Below are 17,446 nucleotides of genomic sequence, written 5' to 3' on the forward strand. Positions count from 1 at the left end.
GGACAAGACGGCCGTGTACTCGTTCTCGGCGCCGGGACAAGACGGCCGTGTACTCGTTCTCGGCGCCGCTGCAGGCCGGGGCTGTCATCGCCGGCGCATCGACGGAGGCGCTTGCTGCGCTCGGCGAGGCCGGCGCGGCCCTCGGACTGGCCTTCCAGCTCGTCGACGACCTCATCGGCGCGTTCGGATCCGCCGAGCAGGCCGGCCGGGCGCCGGGGAGCGACTTGCGGGAGGCCAAGCGCACGCCGCTCATCGCCCTCGCCCGTGAGTCGAACTCGTGGCCGCGGGTCCGTCGGGCCCTCGGCCGGGCACGCTCCGGACCAGACGCGGTGCGGCATGCGCAGCGCGCGCTCGACGACAGCGGCGCCCGCGAACGCCTGCGCACCATGATCGATGACACCCTCGCCGAGGTGCGGGCGAAGGCGTTCGATCCCGCGCTTCCCCCGGCAGCCGGCGCGCTCATCACCGAACTGGCGGCGCGCATCGAGGACCGCATCCCATGAACGCGCATCGGCGCACCGACGCCCCCACTGGCCTCGATCTCTATGACCGGACCGCGCAGGATGCCGCGGCTTCGGTCATCAGCGCCTACTCGACGTCCTTCGCACTCGCCTGTCGCATGCTCGGGCCCCGGGTGCGTCCGCACGTCCGCAACGTCTATGCCCTCGTGCGGGTGGCGGACGAAGTCGTCGACGGCCCGGCCGCGGAGGCCGGCCTGTCCCCCGACGAGGAGCGTCGGCTGCTGGACGACCTCGAGGTCGAGACGCTCAACGCGGTCGGCCATGGGTTCAGTGCGAACCTGGTGGTGCACGCCTTCGCGCACACCGCACGAGAGTGCGGGATCGGCGCCGACCTCATCGCCCCGTTCTTCGCCTCGATGCGGACCGACATGGGCACCACCCGCCACGATGCCCGTTCCCACGACGCCTATGTGTACGGATCTGCCGAGGTGGTCGGCCTGATGTGCCTGCAGGTGTTCCTCAATGCCGGGGCGGCCTCGCCCACCTCCGTCTCTCCGACGCTGACCGATGGGGCGCGCCGGCTCGGTGCCGCTTTCCAGGACGTCAACTTCCTCCGCGACCAGGACCACGATGCCGACGCGCTCGGGCGTGACTATCTCGCACTGGAGTGCGCCGCAGACCGAGACGCGGTCATCGCCCGGATCGAGTCGGACCTCGCCGCGGCTGCCGCCGCGATCCCGTACCTGCCCACGGATTGCCGCCGTGCGGTCACGGCGGCGCATGACCTCTTCGCGGCACTCGTCGTCCGGCTGCGCGCGCAGCCCACGGCAGAGCGCCGCGTGCGCGTCCCCGACCTCGTCAAGGCGACGCTCGCGGCGCGAGCATGGCTCGGCTTCGCTCCGCGGATCGTGCGCGCATGACCGCGCCGGAACGGCGAGCCGCCGTCATCGGCGCCGGAATCGCGGGGCTCGCCACGGCCGCGCTCCTCGCGGACGAGGGCTGGACGGTCACCGTCTTCGAGTCGCGCGATGAGATCGGCGGCAGAGCGGGGTCCTGGGAACAGGATGGCTTCCGCTTCGACACGGGCCCGAGCTGGTACCTCATGCCCGAGGTCTTCGACCACTTCTTCCGGCTGCTCGGCACCACAGCCGACGCCGAGCTCGACCTGGTCCCGCTCGTCCCGGCGTACCGCGTCTACAGCGAGGGCGCCGCCGATCCCCTCGACGTCGTGTCCGGTCGCGGTGCCGCGACCGCCCTGTTCGACGCCGTCGAGTCCGGTGCCGGGCCGAAGCTGGAGCGCTACCTCGACTCCGCCGGCGACGCGTATCGACTGGCCGTGTCGCGCTTCCTCTACGACACGTACGCCACGACGACAGGATTGCGCGATCCGGCGCTCCTGCGTCGCCTCCCCCAGCTCGCGCCGCTCCTCACCCGCACGCTCTCGGCGCACATCGAACGTCGGTTCGCCGATCCGCGGCTGCGCCAGATCCTCGGCTACCCGGCGGTCTTCCTCGGTGCCTCCCCGTACCGCGTGCCGAGCCTGTACCACCTGATGAGTCATCTCGACCTCGACGAGGGAGTCCTCTACCCCCGCGGTGGGCTGACCGAAGTGATTCGCGCCATCGAGCGCCTCGCGCGCGGCCGCGGAGTGCGGATCTTCACCGGTGCCGAGGTCGCGCAGATCGAGACGACGGATGCCTCGGCCCGCGGCATCCGTCTCCGTGACGGTCGCACGTTCCCCGCGGACCTGGTGGTGTCCACCGCTGATCTGCACCACACCGAGACGCAGCTGCTGCCCGCACAGCTGCGCACCTTCCCGGAGCGGTGGTGGCGACGCAGGACGCCCAGCCCCGGGGCGCTCCTCGTGATGCTCGGCGTGCGCGGCACGCTGCCCGAACTCGCGCACCACACGCTGCTGTTCACCCGCGACTGGAAGGCGAACTTCGACCGGATCTTCGGCGCGAATCCAGGCATCCCCGATCCCGCATCGCTCTATGTCTGCCGACCGAGTGCCACCGACCCGACCGTCGCCCCAGACGGCTTCGAGAACCTCTTCGTCCTGGTGCCCGTGCCCGCCGATCCCGCGCTCGGCCGGGGCGGCGTCGGACGGCGTGGCGACGCGCCTGTCGAGGACGCGGCGGATGCCGTGATCGCCCAGCTCGCCGACTGGTGCGGGATCCCGGACCTTGCGGATCGAGTCGTGCTGCGCCGCACCATCGCGCCGGGCGACTTCGCCGCGGATTTCCACTCCTGGCGCGGGAACGCGCTCGGCCTCGCCCACACGCTCCGGCAGAGTGCGATGTTCCGGCCGCATGGCGCCTCGAAGAAGGTGCAGGGGCTGCTGTACGCGGGCGCCTCGACGCTGCCCGGCGTCGGACTGCCGATGTGCCTCATCTCCGCCGAGCTGGTCATCAAGCGCCTGCGCGGAGTGGCGACGCCCGGCCCCCTTCCCGAACCCGTCGCGGCACGGGCGTGACATGCCCGGCCTCTATCTGCTCGTTCTCGCGCTCTCCGTGACCGGCGTCGTCCTCGTGGACTGGCGGCTGCGCCTCGCCCTCCCGATCGCTCCCGGCCGTACGTTGGCGGCGGTCGGCATCGGCACCGCGTTCTTCCTGGTGTGGGATGCGCTCGGCATCGCGGCGGGGGTGTTCGTGAAAGGCGACAGCGCGCTGCTGATCGGCGTAGATCTGGCGCCGCAGCTGCCGCTCGAGGAGCCCCTCTTCCTGGCGTTCCTCAGCTACCTCGCCCTCGTCGTGTGGGCCGGCGCGGTGCGGGTGCTGGGCCGCGGCGACACGCAGGACGCGGGTGCCCTGTGAGGTACGCCCTCCTGACCCTGCCCTTTCTGATCGCCACCGCGGTGATCACCGTGACGACCGTCCGGAGACCGCGCTTCGGACGACGGATGGCGGCATCCGTCGTATCCTTCGTGGTGCTCGCCGCGCTCACCGCCGTCTTCGACAACATCATGATCGCGCTCGGCCTCTTCACGTATCCCGCCCAGCACCTGAGCGGCCTGCGCATCGGACTGGCACCGCTCGAGGACTTCGCCTACCCGCTGTGTGCCGCGTTCCTCGTGCCGGCGGTCTTCACCCTGCTGCCCGCCCGCACGAAGGTGCGAGCGTGAGTCCCGCGGGGGTGGAGCGGCTGCGCGCGGGCGAAGTGGGCCGGCGGCTGCTCGTGGCGTCGCGCCCGGTCAGCTGGATCAACACGGCCTACCCCTTCGCCGCCGCATACCTCCTGACCACCAGGCAGGTGGACCTCACCCTCGTAGTGGGCACCGTCTTCTTCCTCATTCCGTACAACCTCGCGATGTACGGGATCAACGACGTCTTCGACTATGAGTCGGATCTGCGCAATCCGCGCAAGGGCGGTGCGCAGGGCGCTGTGCTCACTCCTCGGATGCATCGCCCGACCCTCTGGGCGGCCGGGCTGAGCTGCGTGCCCTTCCTCGCCTACCTGCTGCTGGTGGGCACGCCCGCGTCCTGGCTGGTGCTCGCCGCGAGCCTCTTCTTCGTCGTGTTCTACAGCGCCCCACCGCTGCGGCTCAAAGAGGTGCCCTTCGCGGATTCGGCGACCTCGAGCATCCACTTCTTCTCCCCCGCCGTGTACGGTCTCGTGCTGGCGGGTGCGACGTGGACGTGGCAACTGCTGGCCCTCATCGGCGCGTTCGCGCTGTGGGGCGTCGCCTCCCACGCCTTCGGCGCCGTGCAGGATGTCGTCGCCGACCGTGAAGCGGGCATCGGATCGATCGCGACGGCGCGCGGTGCGCGCTGGACGGTGCGCTTCGCGCTCGCCTGCTACGCGGCCGCAGGGGCCATGACACTTGGCAGCGCATGGCCCGGCCCGCTGGCCGCTCTGCTCGTCCTGCCGTACCTCGCGGCGGTCTGGCCGTTCCGGAACATCACCGACGAGACGGCGGATGCCGCGACCGCCGGCTGGCGGCGCTTCCTGTGGATCAACCAGATCGCCGGATTCGGCGTCACGCTCCTGCTCATCTGGTACGCGCTGCGCACCGGATGAGCAGGAGCGGGGATCAGCCGCCGAGCTCGATGAGCTTCTCGACCGCAGCCGTCAGACGCGCGTCGGCCTCGCCGTAGGCCGTCCAGTTTCCGTTCTGGAGGGCCGTCTCGCGGTCGAGCAATGCCCGCTGTGCCTCCAGGAGGGTGGTCTGGTACTCGTCGGTGGGCGCCCCGGACTCACCTGACTCCGACGGCGAGGGCGACGGTTCCGGCGTAGCCTCGCCACTCGGGAGCGGAGTCGGGGTGACTCCGGTGTCGCCCGCGTCGGCGCCTGAATCGCCACCGAAGAGCGAGTCGAGGGCCTGACTGAGCGTGTCCTCGAATGCCACCGCGTTGCCGAACGACACGAGCACCTTCTGCAGGGTCGGCAGCTTCGTGGCGCCGGAGGACTGCACGAACACCGGCTGCACGTACAGCAGTCCGCCGCCGACGGGAAGGGTCAGCAGGTTGCCGTTCAGCACATCCGACTGGCCCTGGCGGAGGATGTTGATGAACGCCGACACCTGTGGATCGGCGTCGAAGGTGTTCTGCACCTGGCCCGGGCCGGGAACAGGCGTCTGCGCGTCGATCTCGAGCATGCGCAATCGGCCGTAGTCCTTGCTCTTCACGCCCGCTTCGTCGCCCGCGTTCGAGTCCACGGCGAGATAGCCCATCAGGACGTTGCGGGTGTTCTCCCCCTCCGAGGATGGGATGAAGCTCGTGAACATCGAATAGGTCGGAGCCTCTTGACCGGGCATCTGCATCGTCAGGTAGTACGGCGGCTGCAGGCGGGTGTTGTTCTGCGGGTCGTTCGGCGTCGCCCACGCGTTGTCGCGCTGGTAGAACGACTGCGCGTCGTCGACGTGGTAGATCCCCAGGGTGTACCGCTGCACCTTGAACAGATCGGTGGGGTACCGCACGTGGCTGATGAGCTCGGCCGACATGTCGGAGATCGGCTTGACCGTCGTCGGGTAGACCTTCTGCCAGGCCTGCAGCAGCGGGTCGGTGTCATCCCAGGCGTAGAGCTTGACCGAGCCGTCGTACGCGTCGACCGTCGCCTTCACGGAGTTGCGGATGTAGTTGATCGTGTCGAGCGCGACCCGCGGCGCCTGGTTGTTCGAATCGGTGATCGCCTGCTGCAGGCTCACCGTGGTCGCATACGGGTAGGTCGCACTGGTGGTGTAGCCGTCGACGATCCAGACGATCCGGCCGTCGACCACGCTCGGGTACGGGTCGTTGTCGAGCTGCAGGTAGGGCGCGACCTTCGCGACCCGGTCCAGCGGGTTGCGGTCGTACAGGATCTGCGAGTCCTCGTTGACGTAATCCGAGAAGAGGATCTGCTCAGACTGGAACTTCAGCGCGTAGATGAGGCGGTTGAACACGCTTCCCACGCTTGGCCCGCCGTTCCCGGTGAACGTGGTCTTCGTCTCGTTCCCCTCGTCTCCACCGGAGGGGTAGTCCAGCTCGATCGGAGCGGTGGTCTTGGGCGCGCCGACGATCGAGTAGGTCGGCGATTCCTCACCGAAGTACACCCGAGGCTCGAAGTTCTCCTGGTCGGAGAGGAAGCCGGTGGCCGGGATTCCGCGCTCGATGAACTCCGGGTTTCCGTCCACGGTGCGGGCGTTGCCCTTCGCGACGACCAGTCCGTAGCCGTGCGTGTAGACGAGGGAGGTGTTCTGCCAKGATGCCGCGTTCCCGAGCTGGTCGATGTTCAGCTCGCGCACCGACACGACGGTGTCCTGCGACACGCCGTCGACGTTGTAGCGGTCGACGTCGAGCGGATCATGGAACTGGTAGTACGAGCGGTACTGCTCGAGCTGACGGACCGTGGGGCTGATGATGGCCGGGTCCATGATGCGGATCTGGGCTGTGGTGGCGGCATCCGCGCGCAGCTGGCCGGCAGCGGCATCCGTCGCCGCAGTGAAGTCGCTCTTCTCGAGACCGTCGATGCCGTAGGCCGTCTGGGTCATGTTGATGTTGCGCTGGTAGTAGTCGGATTCGAGCGCCAGCTGGTTCGGGCGCACCTGGAAGGTGTTGAGCACCCAGGGGTACCCGACTCCGAGCACGATCGCCGAGACGAGGAGCAGCGCCGTGGCGATCAGTGGGTAGCGCCACCGGCCGATGATCGCGGTGATGAAGAAGAGCACGGCGACGATGACCCCGATGATCGCCAGAATGGCGAGGCCCGGAATGACGGCGTGCGTGCCGACGTAGCCCGGCCCGACGATGCGATCGCCCGGCTCGACGAGAGTCTTGTAGCGATCGAGCCACAGGCTCGCCGCCTGCACCAGGAGGTAGAGGCCCGAGATCACGGCGAGCTGGATGCGGGCGGCTTTCGAGATCCGCAGTTCGCGCTGACCCACGCGCATCGAGCCGTACAGGTACGAGACGACACCCGTCATGAGCAGGCAGACCAGGAGCACCGCGGAGAGGAACCCGAGCAGGGCGCTGTAGAACGGCATGGCGAACAGGTAGAACCCGGTGTCGAGTCCGAACTGCGGATCCTTGGCTGTCGTGGCGACGCCGTTGACCCAGAGCCAGGTCGTCTCCCACTGCGCCGACGCGGCGAACCCGGCGAAGAAGCCGAAGAACACCGGGATGCCCCACATCCCGAGCCGCCGCAGCGGCTCCACGACCTCCTGATAGCGGTCGAGCTGCGAGCTCAGCCGGGCGTACACCGGACGCAGCCGGTAGGCGAGCTGGATGGCGAGCCAGACCGGCACCGCCATGCCGAGGAATCCGATCGCGAACATCACGAGCCGGGCGAGCCATTGGGTCGCCAGCACCGACTGGAATCCGAGCTGGGCGTACCAGAGCCAATCGGCGTACAGATTGGCGAAGACGAAGAAAGCCACCACCAGCACGGCGATGATCGCCAGACTGATCGCAATGACTCTGCGGGATCGGGAGGGTGTGGCCGAATTCGGCGCTGACGTCGTGGTCACGCTCTCATCCTAGGCGCGCGTTCCAGAGGCGACGCTGAGTCCGCGCTGGGCGAAATCCTAGGATCCGCCGGTGCTGCACGTCGGCAGCGCGTCGAGGTCGCCGCCTTCGCTGATCGCGTCGAGCACCGCGAGAGAGTCGTCGAGGTCCTCGACCGCGAAGACCCTGAGGCCGTCGGGCACATGGCCGGCCACCTCATCGCAGTTCGACTCGGGGGCGAGGAACCAGTCCGCACCGGCGTCTTTGGCGCCCCAGAGCTTCTGGCGGATGCCGCCGATCGGACCGACCGTGCCGTCGGCGGAGATCGTGCCCGTGCCGGCGACCTTCTCGCCGCCGTTGAGATTGCCGGGCGTGAGGGTGTCGATGATCCCGAGCGCGAACATCATCCCGGCGCTGGGACCGCCGACATTGTTGAGCTGGATGGTCACATCGATCGGGAAGTCGAAGTCGCTCAGCAGGGTGATTCCCATGAGCCAGACGGTCTTCCCGTCCACGTCGGTCTGCAGCGGGGTGATGCTGACTGTCTGCGGCTCGCCGTCGCGCTCGATCGCGACCTCGATCGGCGCGCCGTCGCCGGCGTTGACGATCTCACGGAGCGCCTCGGCGTCGGCCACCGTGCTGCCGTTGGCGGAGACGATGACATCGCCCTCCTCCAGGATGCCCTTCGCGGCCGATCCCTCGGTCAGCGAGTTGACCGACAGGTGCGGCGAAACGTCGTAGCCCAGCTCGGTGAGGGCGGCTGCGGTCGCCTCCTTCTGCGAGTCGACCATCAGCGCGGAGCTCTCCTGGCTGCGCTCCTGCGTGGACTGCCCCTCCGGGAAGACCGCGTCGATGGGAAGCACGGCGCGGCTCGGATCGAACCAGGCCGTCGCGAGCTCGAGCCACGAGGGCGTCCGCTCGCGATTGCCGATGACCTGCACCGTGAGCAGGTCGAGGGCTCCTTCGGTGGGGTAGGTCGTCGCCCCGTCCACCGAGATCAGCGGAACCTGCTCGCCATCGGTGGACTCGGCGGTGCCGAGCGTGTTGTAGACGGGCCCGGGACGCTGGATCACGTAGGACGTCGGCAGCACGGTGAGGGCGAACAGCACCACCATGGCGATCGAGAGGGACCACACGCCCACGAGGGTGCGGCGGCTCATGCCGCGGCGCCGCGAAGGCGTGACGGTGACGTTCTCATCGAACAGCGCCACGGAGGACCTTTCCTTTGCCTGGGTATTCGCCTGTCGTTCGCGACCGGCGTACACGTGCGAGGCCGAACCCAGGGGACGCGAAGACGCGTGGGACTAGCGTAGAACGCAAGGTCCCGACGAGCCTGAAAGGCGGCTGAAGTGGCAGACGACGAGAGCAGCCCTGAAGAAGAGTTCCAGGAGCTGATTCGCCAGCTCTTCGGCGGCGACGGTTCGAACATCGACGCGGAACAGCTCGCCCGGCTGACCGGGCTCGGCATCGATCCCGCGATGATGGAGACCGTCATGCGGCATCTGCAGGGCGCCTTCGAAGGCGACGGCACGATCTCATGGGAGATGGCCGAGCGGCAGGCGCTGCACATCGCCAATCAGGAGGGCCTCGGCGTCACCGACGGGCAGCGCACGGATCTCGACCAGGCGTTCGCGCTCGCCGCGCTCTGGCTGAGCGAGGCCACCGCGATCTCCGAGCTGCCGACCCCGCCGCGCACCCTCACGCGCGGCGCCTGGGTCGAGGCCACCCTGCCGGTGTGGCAGGAGCTCGCCGAGCCCGTCGCCACCAGCATCGCCGACGCGCTCACCGCGGCGCTCAGCGATCAGGCCCCGGACGACATGCAGAATCTCGTCCAGGGTGCGGGGCGCCTTATGCGCACAGTCGGCGGTTCGCTGTTCGCCACCCAGCTGGGGCAGGTGGTCGGCACGCTCTCCAAGGAGGTGCTGAGCGGCGGCGATGTCGGCATCCCGATCATGCCCGACGGCGAAGCCGCCATCCTGCCGCAGAACTTCGCCGACTTCGGCCGCGACCTCGAGATCCCCGAGGATCAGCTCGCGCTGTACATCGCGACGCGCGAGATGGCCCACGCCCGGCTCTTCCGCCACGCCCGCTGGCTGCGCCTGCATGTCATCTCCCAGGTGACCGACTTCGCCCGGGGAGTCCACGTCGACACGAACGCCCTCGAGGAGCTCGCGTCGCGGTTCGACCCGTCCAACCCCGAAGAGCTGCGCAGCGCACTCGAGAGCGGCGCCCTGCTGCCCGAGCGGTCGGAGGCGCAGACGGCTGCCCTGACCCGGCTCGAGAACCTGCTCGCCACGATCGAGGGGTGGGTGGATGTCGTCACGACGTCCGCCACGTCACGCCTGCCCTCCGCGGAGCGGGTCGCCGAAGCGGTGCGCCGCCGGCGCGCCGTCGGCGGTCCGGCCGAGCAGGCTCTCGGTTCGCTCGTCGGACTGGAGCTGCGTCCTCGGCGCATGCGCGAGGCGGCCGCCATGTGGCGGGCGGTCACGGATGCCGTGGGCGTCGCTGCCCGCGACTCGCTGTGGGACTACCCCGACCTGATGCCCACCGCCGAGGACATCGACGACCCCGCGGCGCTGGTCGCCCGCCTGGAAGCCCGTGCCCGTGGCGAGGAGCGGGCGCGCGACGCGTTCGACGATGCTCTGGAGCAGCTGCTCGCGAGCGAGTCCGGCGACGCGCCCGCAGCGGAAGACGACACGCCGGACGAGCCTCGCCCGGTCTGATCACAGCCTCTCCTCCCCACCTCGTGCCCCGCCGGGGCGCGAGGTGGGGATTCTGTGGAGAGGCCGGTCGCCGATGCCCCGGCGGGTGATGATCGGCGCATGCTCCGACTCGATCCTGCGTACCCGCCGCTCTGGCGCGATGAGACGACCGTGCAGTTCGGCGCCGACCCGGTCGCCATCGTCACCTCGGTGACGGCGTGGCAGGAACGGCTCCTGAGCGAGCTCGAGGGTGGAATCCCGGATGCCGCGCTCGAGCCGATCGCCGCAGCACTGGGTGCGCCGGCCGGCGCGGCCGGCTCGTTCGTGCGCCGCATCGCACGCGCGATGGCCATCCCGGCCGCGTCCCGGGCGCCGCGCGTGATCCTGCAGCCGCCGGACCGCCCGGCACGGCCGGCACTGGACGCCGTCGGCGAGTCGTTCGAGGCGGCCGGTTTCGAGGTCCTCACCGGCGCATCGGCGATCTCGGACGAGGACGAGACGCACCCGCCGGTGATCATGCTCGCGCACCACCTCGTCGAACCGCGTCGAGCCGCGATGATGATGGGCCGCGACATCCCGCACCTGCCGATCGTGTTCACCGGCACACGGGTCGAGATCGGTCCCTTCGTGCGCCCTGGCCGCACCGCGTGCCTCGCCTGCGTGGCGGCGCACCGCTGCGAGGCAGACCCGGCGTGGCCGCAGCTCGCCGCGCAGCTGCTCGGCCGGACCGCGCCGACTGTCGGTCTCGCCACGATGTGGGAAGCGGGCCTCACCGCGGCCCGGATGCTCAGCGACGCGGAGCGTCGGCCTGGGCGTCAGACGGCGCGCTCGGTGACCCTGCGCGTCCCCTCCGGCGGGCAGACGACGCGGACGCATCGGCCGCACGCAGCGTGCCGCTGCCGATCTCTCGGAGGAACCGGGACGGCACCCGTCCCCGAGATCCGCTGGACCACGACAGCGACAGCGTTCGCGCAGCCCGCGTGATCCCCACGTAGGCGAGACGCCGCTCCTCGTCGATCTCCTCGAAGGTCTTCGCGTAGGCGATCGGGAGGAGACCTTCGGCCAGGCCGATCAGGTGCACGTGATCCCATTCCAGACCCTTGGCCGCGTGCAGGGTGGCCAGAGTGACCGTGCGGAGACCCGGTTCGTCCTGGGCCTTCGCCCGGGCGACCAGATCGTCGGTGAACGTGCGCAGGGTCGCCCCCTCGGGCGCCTCGTGAGCCAGCCGCAGGACGGCCGATCGCGCCTCCCAGGCGTCGCGCAGCGCGCCGCCCGCCTGCGGCGGATCGTTGGTCAGCCCTAGCGAGCGGAGCACGTCGCGCACGGTGTCGAGGAATCCGCTCTCCATCGGCGCGACCGACGCACCGCGCAGCGCCATGACGGCCTGGCGCACCTCGGGGATTTCGAAGAACCGGCGACCGCCGAGCACGGTGGCCGCGATCCCGGCGTCGGCAAGCGCCTTCAGCAGCTCCGCGGATTGGGAGTGCGCGCGGTAGAGGATGGCGATCCGACGCTGATCGACACCCTTCGCGATCGCAGTGGCGATCCGCGCGGCCACTCCCTGGGCCTCGGCCTGCTCATCGGGGTAGGCCGCCACCGTCGGAATGTCGCCGCTCGCCGGCGCCGGCGACCGCAGGACGAGTGCACCGGGCCGATCGCGCATGAGCGCATTCGCGACCGCGAGGATCGCGGCATCCGATCGGTGATTGCTCTCCAGCCGCACGAGTGTGGCGCCCGGATGCCTGGTTTCGAAGTCCAGCAGGAACCGCGCGTCCGCCCCGGCGAACGAGTAGACGGTCTGGCTCGCATCGCCCACCACGCACAGATCGCTGCGATCGCCGAGCCACAGCTCGAGCAGCCGGTACTGGAGGGGGGAAACGTCCTGGAACTCGTCCACGGTGAAGTGGCGGTACTGCTCGTGCACCGCCTTGGCGATGTGCGGCTCGGCTTCGAGCATGCCGGCACAGGCGAGCAGGACGTCCTCGAAGTCGAGCTGGCGGCGCTCGTCCTTGAGCTTCTCGTACGCCCGCTGCAGCTCTACAACGCGGGAGAGCTCGAGGCGCCCGACCCCGCCAGGGCGGGCCAGCGCGTAGGCCTCGATGCTCCGCAGCGTGACTTTTCGCCACTCGATCTCGCCTGCGACGTCGCGCAGGGTCGCGACATCCGGGTCGATCCCCAGGCTGTCGGCGGCGTGCGCGAGCACTTTCACCTTGTTGTCGACGATGCTCGGCACCGAGTCGCCGGCGAGCGTGGGCCAGAAGAAGTTGAGCTGGGCGAGCGCCGCGGAGTGGAAGGTGCGCGCCGAGACGCCGTCGACCCCGAGGCCGCGGAGTCGCATCCGCATCTCGCCGGCCGCCTTCGAGGTGAAGGTCACCGCCATGACGCGGCCCGGCGAGAAGGCCCCGGTCTCGATCCCGTGGGCGATGCGGCGCGTGATGACCCGGGTCTTTCCGGTGCCGGCGCCAGCGAGCACCGCGACCGGACCGCGAAGCGTGGTCGCCGCCTCGCGCTGCCGCTCGTCGAGGCCGTCGAGCGCGTCCGTGCTCACGGCGTGTCCGCGTGCCAGTCGGCGATCAGGCGATGCGCGATCGACGCGCGTCCGGGCAGCAGGTGCTCACTCTGCCCCGCGAGCGCGGCGCCGATCTCATCGCGGTGGAACCACCGGACGGCGATGATCTCCTCGCCGTCCGCCCTGGCCTCATCGTCCGCGGCGCTCGTGGCCAGGAAGCCGAGCATGAGGGAACGCGGATACGGCCAGGCCTGCGAGCCGCGGTAGCGGATGTCGCGGACGTCGACGCCGGCCTCTTCGCGCACTTCGCGGAGGACCGCGGCCTCGAGCGACTCCCCCGCCTCGACGAAGCCGGCGAAGCATGAGAAGCGATTGGCGTCCCACAGGGCGTTGGAGCCCAGCAGCAGCAGGTCCGGGTCGTGCGCGCTCGTGATCGCGACGATGACAGCCGGATCGGTGCGAGGAAAGTGCTCGCGCCCGCAGACCGGGCAGTGCCGTGCCCACCCGGCCTGGCGCACCTCGGTGAGCGCGCCGCACGCGGGACAGTGCGGTGCTTCCAGGAGCCACCGGCCCAGGCTCAGCGCCTCGACGAAAGCTCCGGCGTCGGCGGCGGCAAGGCCCCCCCCGACGGTGCGCAGGCTCGCCCAKCCGGCGGGGGCCGCGAACGGGTCGCCCTCCGGTCGGTGCGCCGTGACGGCTGCGAGCACGGCGGTGCCGTCCGGCCGTCGGCCGAGGAACGCCCACTCGGCGTCGCCTGGCGCGTCCGCGGGTGCCACGTAATACAGCGTGTCGGGGGCTTGGAGCGGGGCTGCGTCGCCGTGGACGACGAGCACCCTGGTCGCGGCATCCGCGCGCAGCGTGTCGAGCAGACCCTCGACGGTGCGGTCTTCGGCCGCCCGGTCGAAGCCGGAGCCGGCGAGGGGCGGCAGCAGGCCGTCGGGCGACGTCATCGAAGACCTCTCTGCACGAACCGACGAACCGTGGTCGGCGTGCCGGGCGTGGCGCGGGGATGGGCGGGCGTGCCCGACCTACCCTGGGCACATGGCACGCTCTCCCTTCACTCTAGCCGCGTCCGTGACGTCAGCTCTGCCTCGGGTCGGCGTCATCGGGGCGGGTCTCCTGACCGAGGGTCTGACCGGTCGCTACGACTCGGCGGTGGCCGATCTCGACGATGGCCGCCGGGTCGTCGTCCGGGCGCCGGCGGCGCCGGAAGCCGCCGGCGAACTCGCCGCGGAGGTCCGCGCGCTGCGCGCGCTGACCCCCGGCGTGCGAGGCCTCCTCCCCTTCCGCGCGCCTGAGCTCCTCGGCGAGGCGGGCCTCGGCGATGCGCGGGTCGTCGTCGTCGACTTCCTGCCCGGATACCGCGTCGACGCCGCGCACCTCACCCCCGGCCTCGGGGCCGCGACGTCAGTGGGCGAAGCCCTCGCCGCGCTGCACGCGCTTCCGCTGTCGATCGTCCGGACCGAGGGCCTGCCGGTGCGCACCCCGCAGCAGATCCGCGATGACGCCGACCGACTGATCGACCGCGCGGAGGCGACCCACGCGGCGCCTGCGGCACTCATCGGGCGGTGGCGTCGCGCCATCGCCGCCGATGTGCTGTGGCGCTTCGAGTCAGCCGTCGTGCTCGGCGGAGCAGGGGCCGCGTCGTTCCTGTTCGAAGACATCGACGGACGACCGACGGTGACCGGTCTGCTCGAGTGGCACGGCCTGCAGGTCGGCGATCCTGCGACGGATCTGCAGTGGCTCGCGGCAGCGCCGACCGCCGCCGAAGACGTCTACTCCGCCTACGCGGCGCGGACCGTCCGGGCGCCGGACGGGCTGCTCCGCGAGCGTGCCCGGCTGTACGCCGAGCTCGAGTTCGCGAAGTGGCTCGTGCACGGGCACGAGGCCGCGCGCCCCGAGATCGTCGAAGACGCCGTCGGGCTCCTGGAGGCGCTGGCAGAGGGTGTGGGCGGCGACGAACTCGTGCCGGACGACGCCCTCGGACTCGACCACGCGATCGCTGTGCTCGGACGGACGCCGGAGTCGGCACCACCCGCCTCCGACACGTCGATGCAGACCGACGCGTACGACCCGGAGGAGCTGTCGCTCTGGGTGAACCTGGACGACGCGCAGGAACAGGCGGATGCCGCGGCCGACCGCCCTGCCCACGACGACACGTCGACCGCTCCGATCGACATCCGGGCATTCGTCGCGCGCGAAGCGGCAGCCGAACACCCGACGGCGCCGATCATCGGCGATCTCTCCGCGCTCGAGTCGGACGACGTCGAGGCCGATGCGCAGCGCTCCGCCGACGCGGCGCTGCGACGCTGGACCGACTCGGCCTGACGCTGGGGGCGCTCAGCCCCGCAGCACCAGGTCGTGGGCAACGTAGTAGAGCGCGACCTCGATCTGCTCGAGGGGCACCGCGTGCTTCTCGTGGTACGCCCGCCGGTACAGCTCGAGCTGCAGCATCCGCTGTGCGCGCTCGGTCTCGTCGCGTGGCGGGGCGCCGGTCTTCCAGTCGACGATCTCGATGCGTCCGCCATGATCGGCGCGACGATAGACGGCGTCGAGCTTGCAGATCACGATGTGCGCCGAGCCGTCGAGCGAGGTCTCGGTGAAGTCGATCTCGGTCTCGACTTCGAGCGGCTGGAGGTCCGCCCACTCGGAGGCGAGGAAGCGCCGGCGCAGGTCGTCGAGGGCTGCTTCGTCTTGCACGGATGCCTCGGTCCCGGACGCGTCGTCGTCGCCGTCCCACAGCGCGTCGTCGAGCGATGCGCCCAGTCCGGGTCGCTCGGCGCGGGACTCGACCCAGGCGTGGAACAGCGTGCCCAGCCGGGTCTGACGGTAGGGACGCTCCGGGAGCGGGCGGGCGATGCGCGCCACCGTCCCGGCGTAGTCGGTGACGAACGACTTGTACTGCGAGGCCGGGATGCGCGCCGGGGCGCCACCCGCCGCCGGCGAGCGGCGCTCGGCCCGTTCGGCGAGCAGGAGTTCGAGCTCCGGGTCCGGCGTCTGCCGGGTCGCGGCCAGTGATTCGGTGACGGCCAGTGCTGCGCGCTGCACCGCTTCGCGGCGCGCGCCGAGCGGGTCGAGCGGCCACTCGAGGATCCGGCGCTCTCCCAGGTAGGGATTCTCGCCGGGGTCGTCATCCGGCAGCGGATGACCGGACGCCTCGGCGATCTCGGCGAAGAAGACGCTGCGCTCCCGCGGGCGCTTGGCGCCGGACCACGAAGAGCCGCTGAGCAGCAGGTGGTCGCGCGCACGGGTGACGGCGACGTAGGCGAGTCGGCGGTCCTCATCGAGCTGCCGGCGGCGATTGGCCGCCACGAAGTCGTCGATCGCGTCCTTCAGCGCCTGCTGCGTCGGCGCCGCCCCGCGTTCCCATGCGAGCTCGGGGAGCCAGCGCGCGTCGCCCCGGAACGAGTACGGAAGCACCCCGAACCCCAGCCAGCCGCGGGTATCGCGGGCAGCTGAGGGCAGCTCGTCCTTGACGAGGCGCACGACCGCCACGGCATCCCATTCCAGCCCCTTCGAGCCGTGGATCGTGAGGAGCTGCACGACATCGTCTTCGGGCGGCTCGGTGCGCGGCGCGAACTCGTCGAGGCGTTCGGCGTGATCCAGCCACGCGAGCAGGCTCGACAGGGCCCCGGTTTCGTCGGCGGCGAGGAAGGCATGCAGTTCGTCGACGAACGCCCGCAGCTGCGCTGAAGCGATTCGGGCTGGTCCGCGCGCTTCGTTCGCCGCCAGCTCGACATCGAGACGCAGCTCGACCTCGATGAGGCGGACGAGGTCGGGGATCGGCATTCCGGCAGCCTGCCGAAGGCCGGCCAGCACCGCGCCGGCCTCGCGCAGCCGCTCACGCGCCTCCGGCGTGAAGCCGGCGAGCCAGGAGTGATCGGCTCTGCTGCGCACCACGAAGTCGAGAGCATCAACCAGCGAGCCCTGGTCATCGCCCGCGCTCGCGCGAATGCGCTCTGCGACCTCGGGGGCGAGCGGCTGCAGCGCGGCATCGTGCGAGGCGAGACGCCGCGCCAGCTGGGCCAGGACCCGCAGATCCGCGAGTCCGATCGCCCAGCGGGGCCCGGCGAGCAGCCGGATCAGCGATGACCCGGCGGCGGGGTCGCTGATCACGCGCAGCGCGCTGACCACGTCGACCACCTCCGGCGTGGACAGGAGTCCCCCGAGGCCGAGGATGCGATGCGGGATGCCGCGGCGTCCCAGGGCATCGCCGAAACGCACCATGTGCTTCTTGCTGCGGAAGAGGATCGCTCCGGTCGTGGCCTCGCCGCGGCGGCGCCGCTCGGCGCGGATGCGGGCGAACCACTCCGCGACGTGATCCGCCTCGGTGTCGAGATCTGCGTCGAACGCGAACTCGACGGCGCCGTCCGGGGCGCCGGGTCGTGGACGCAGGGCATCGACGGTCACGGGCGCCGATGCGGCGAGCGGGGCGAGCACCGCATTGGCCGCTGTGAGCACGGAGGCGCTGTTGCGCCAGCTCGTCAGCAGCGCGAACCGGGCGCAGGTCGCCTCGGTGGCGAACGCCTCCGGGAAGCCGCCGAGGTTGCCCGCGCTCGCGCCGCGCCAGCCGTAGATCGCCTGATGCGGGTCACCCACCGCCATGACGGCGGTCTCCCGGAAGAGCGCCGCGAGCAGATCGGTCTGCGCCACCGAGGTGTCCTGGTACTCGTCGAGCAGCACGACCCGGAACCGGTCGCGCAGCTCGGCGGCGACCGCGTCGTGGCTGCGCACGACCTCGAGGGCGCCGGCGACCTGGTCGGAATAGTCGAGCACGCCCCGACGCCGCTTCGCCGCGGCGTATTCGCCGGCGAGGCGCGCGAGCAGGGCCAGCGCCGAGACGTTGGTCTCGGC

Annotated in this window: 13 protein-coding genes; 8 read left to right on the forward strand and 5 right to left on the reverse strand. The window is 70.8% G+C overall.

The genetic code is table 11. The features are described 5' to 3' along the window. The 6 genes from AC1DVT_RS09435 to AC1DVT_RS09460 all read left to right on the forward strand — a co-directional run. On the forward strand, positions 1-503 hold a 503-nt coding region (locus AC1DVT_RS09435), incomplete at its 5' end, for a polyprenyl synthetase family protein (protein WP_477388411.1). Next, a complete protein-coding gene (locus AC1DVT_RS09440) occupies positions 500-1,381 on the forward strand; it encodes a phytoene/squalene synthase family protein (protein WP_477388413.1) in 882 nt (293 codons plus the stop codon). The genes AC1DVT_RS09435 and AC1DVT_RS09440, both read left to right, overlap by 4 nt. Beyond that, complete coding sequence (crtI, locus tag AC1DVT_RS09445; protein ID WP_477388415.1) at positions 1,378-2,937, forward strand: phytoene desaturase family protein; 1,560 nt, start codon at positions 1,378-1,380, stop codon at positions 2,935-2,937. Before AC1DVT_RS09440 ends, crtI begins: the two co-directional genes overlap by 4 nt. 1 nt (position 2,938) lies before the next feature. After that, a complete protein-coding gene (locus AC1DVT_RS09450) occupies positions 2,939-3,277 on the forward strand; it encodes a lycopene cyclase domain-containing protein (RefSeq protein ID WP_457100270.1) in 339 nt (112 codons plus the stop codon). After that, positions 3,274-3,585, forward strand: coding sequence for a lycopene cyclase domain-containing protein (locus AC1DVT_RS09455; protein WP_477388417.1), 312 nt, complete (start codon positions 3,274-3,276; stop codon positions 3,583-3,585). The genes AC1DVT_RS09450 and AC1DVT_RS09455 overlap by 4 nt, the downstream gene beginning before the upstream one ends. Next, positions 3,582-4,481, forward strand: coding sequence for a prenyltransferase (locus AC1DVT_RS09460; protein WP_477388419.1), 900 nt, complete (start codon positions 3,582-3,584; stop codon positions 4,479-4,481). Before AC1DVT_RS09455 ends, AC1DVT_RS09460 begins: the two co-directional genes overlap by 4 nt. 13 nt (positions 4,482-4,494) lie before the next feature. Here AC1DVT_RS09460 and AC1DVT_RS09465 read toward each other — a convergent pair whose 3' ends face one another. Together AC1DVT_RS09465 and AC1DVT_RS09470 are read right to left on the reverse strand one after the other, a co-directional pair. Continuing rightward, a complete protein-coding gene (locus AC1DVT_RS09465; RefSeq protein ID WP_477388421.1) occupies positions 4,495-7,404 on the reverse strand; it encodes a UPF0182 family membrane protein in 2,910 nt (969 codons plus the stop codon). A 57-nt stretch (positions 7,405-7,461) separates the two neighbouring features. Beyond that, positions 7,462-8,592 (reverse strand): YlbL family protein, encoded by a 1,131-nt coding sequence (locus tag AC1DVT_RS09470; protein WP_477388423.1) that lies wholly within the window; start codon positions 8,590-8,592, stop codon positions 7,462-7,464. A 138-nt stretch (positions 8,593-8,730) separates the two neighbouring features. Between AC1DVT_RS09470 and AC1DVT_RS09475 the strand changes: the two genes are divergently transcribed. Further along, the gene (locus AC1DVT_RS09475; RefSeq protein ID WP_477388425.1) at positions 8,731-10,104 is read left to right on the forward strand and encodes a zinc-dependent metalloprotease; all 1,374 of its coding nucleotides are present in this window, start codon (positions 8,731-8,733) and stop codon (positions 10,102-10,104) included. A 766-nt stretch (positions 10,105-10,870) separates the two neighbouring features. Here AC1DVT_RS09475 and AC1DVT_RS09480 read toward each other — a convergent pair. Both AC1DVT_RS09480 and nudC read right to left on the reverse strand, forming a co-directional pair. Further along, entirely contained in the window at positions 10,871-12,631 is a 1,761-nt protein-coding gene (locus tag AC1DVT_RS09480) for an ATP-dependent helicase (protein WP_477388427.1), read from the reverse strand. Continuing rightward, on the reverse strand, positions 12,628-13,542 hold the full coding sequence (gene nudC, locus AC1DVT_RS09485; protein ID WP_477388429.1) for an NAD(+) diphosphatase: 915 nt from the start codon (positions 13,540-13,542) through the stop codon (positions 12,628-12,630). Before nudC ends, AC1DVT_RS09480 begins: the two co-directional genes overlap by 4 nt. Positions 13,543-13,633: 91 nt before the next feature. Between nudC and AC1DVT_RS09490 the strand changes: the two genes are divergently transcribed. After that, positions 13,634-14,920, forward strand: a complete 1,287-nt coding sequence (locus AC1DVT_RS09490) for a phosphotransferase (RefSeq protein ID WP_477388431.1) — start codon at positions 13,634-13,636, stop codon at positions 14,918-14,920. Positions 14,921-14,932: 12 nt separating this feature from the next. On the opposite strand, the gene AC1DVT_RS09495 is transcribed toward AC1DVT_RS09490, so the two are convergent. Then, the coding region (locus tag AC1DVT_RS09495; protein WP_477388433.1) for a 3'-5' exonuclease at positions 14,933-17,446 on the reverse strand (2,514 nt) is incomplete at its 5' end.

The organism is Microbacterium sp. P2_F9 (assembly GCF_056403635.1).

What these genes read in the sequence shown, in the direction of transcription:
- crtI (WP_477388415.1), top strand. Translation starts at nt 1,378, where the DNA reads ATGACCGCGCCGGAACGGCGAGCCGCCGTCATCGGCGCCGGAATCGCG.
- AC1DVT_RS09450 (WP_457100270.1), top strand. Translation starts at nt 2,939, where the DNA reads ATGCCCGGCCTCTATCTGCTCGTTCTCGCGCTCTCCGTGACCGGCGTC.
- AC1DVT_RS09440 (WP_477388413.1), top strand. Translation starts at nt 500, where the DNA reads ATGAACGCGCATCGGCGCACCGACGCCCCCACTGGCCTCGATCTCTAT.
- AC1DVT_RS09490 (WP_477388431.1), top strand. Translation starts at nt 13,634, where the DNA reads ATGGCACGCTCTCCCTTCACTCTAGCCGCGTCCGTGACGTCAGCTCTG.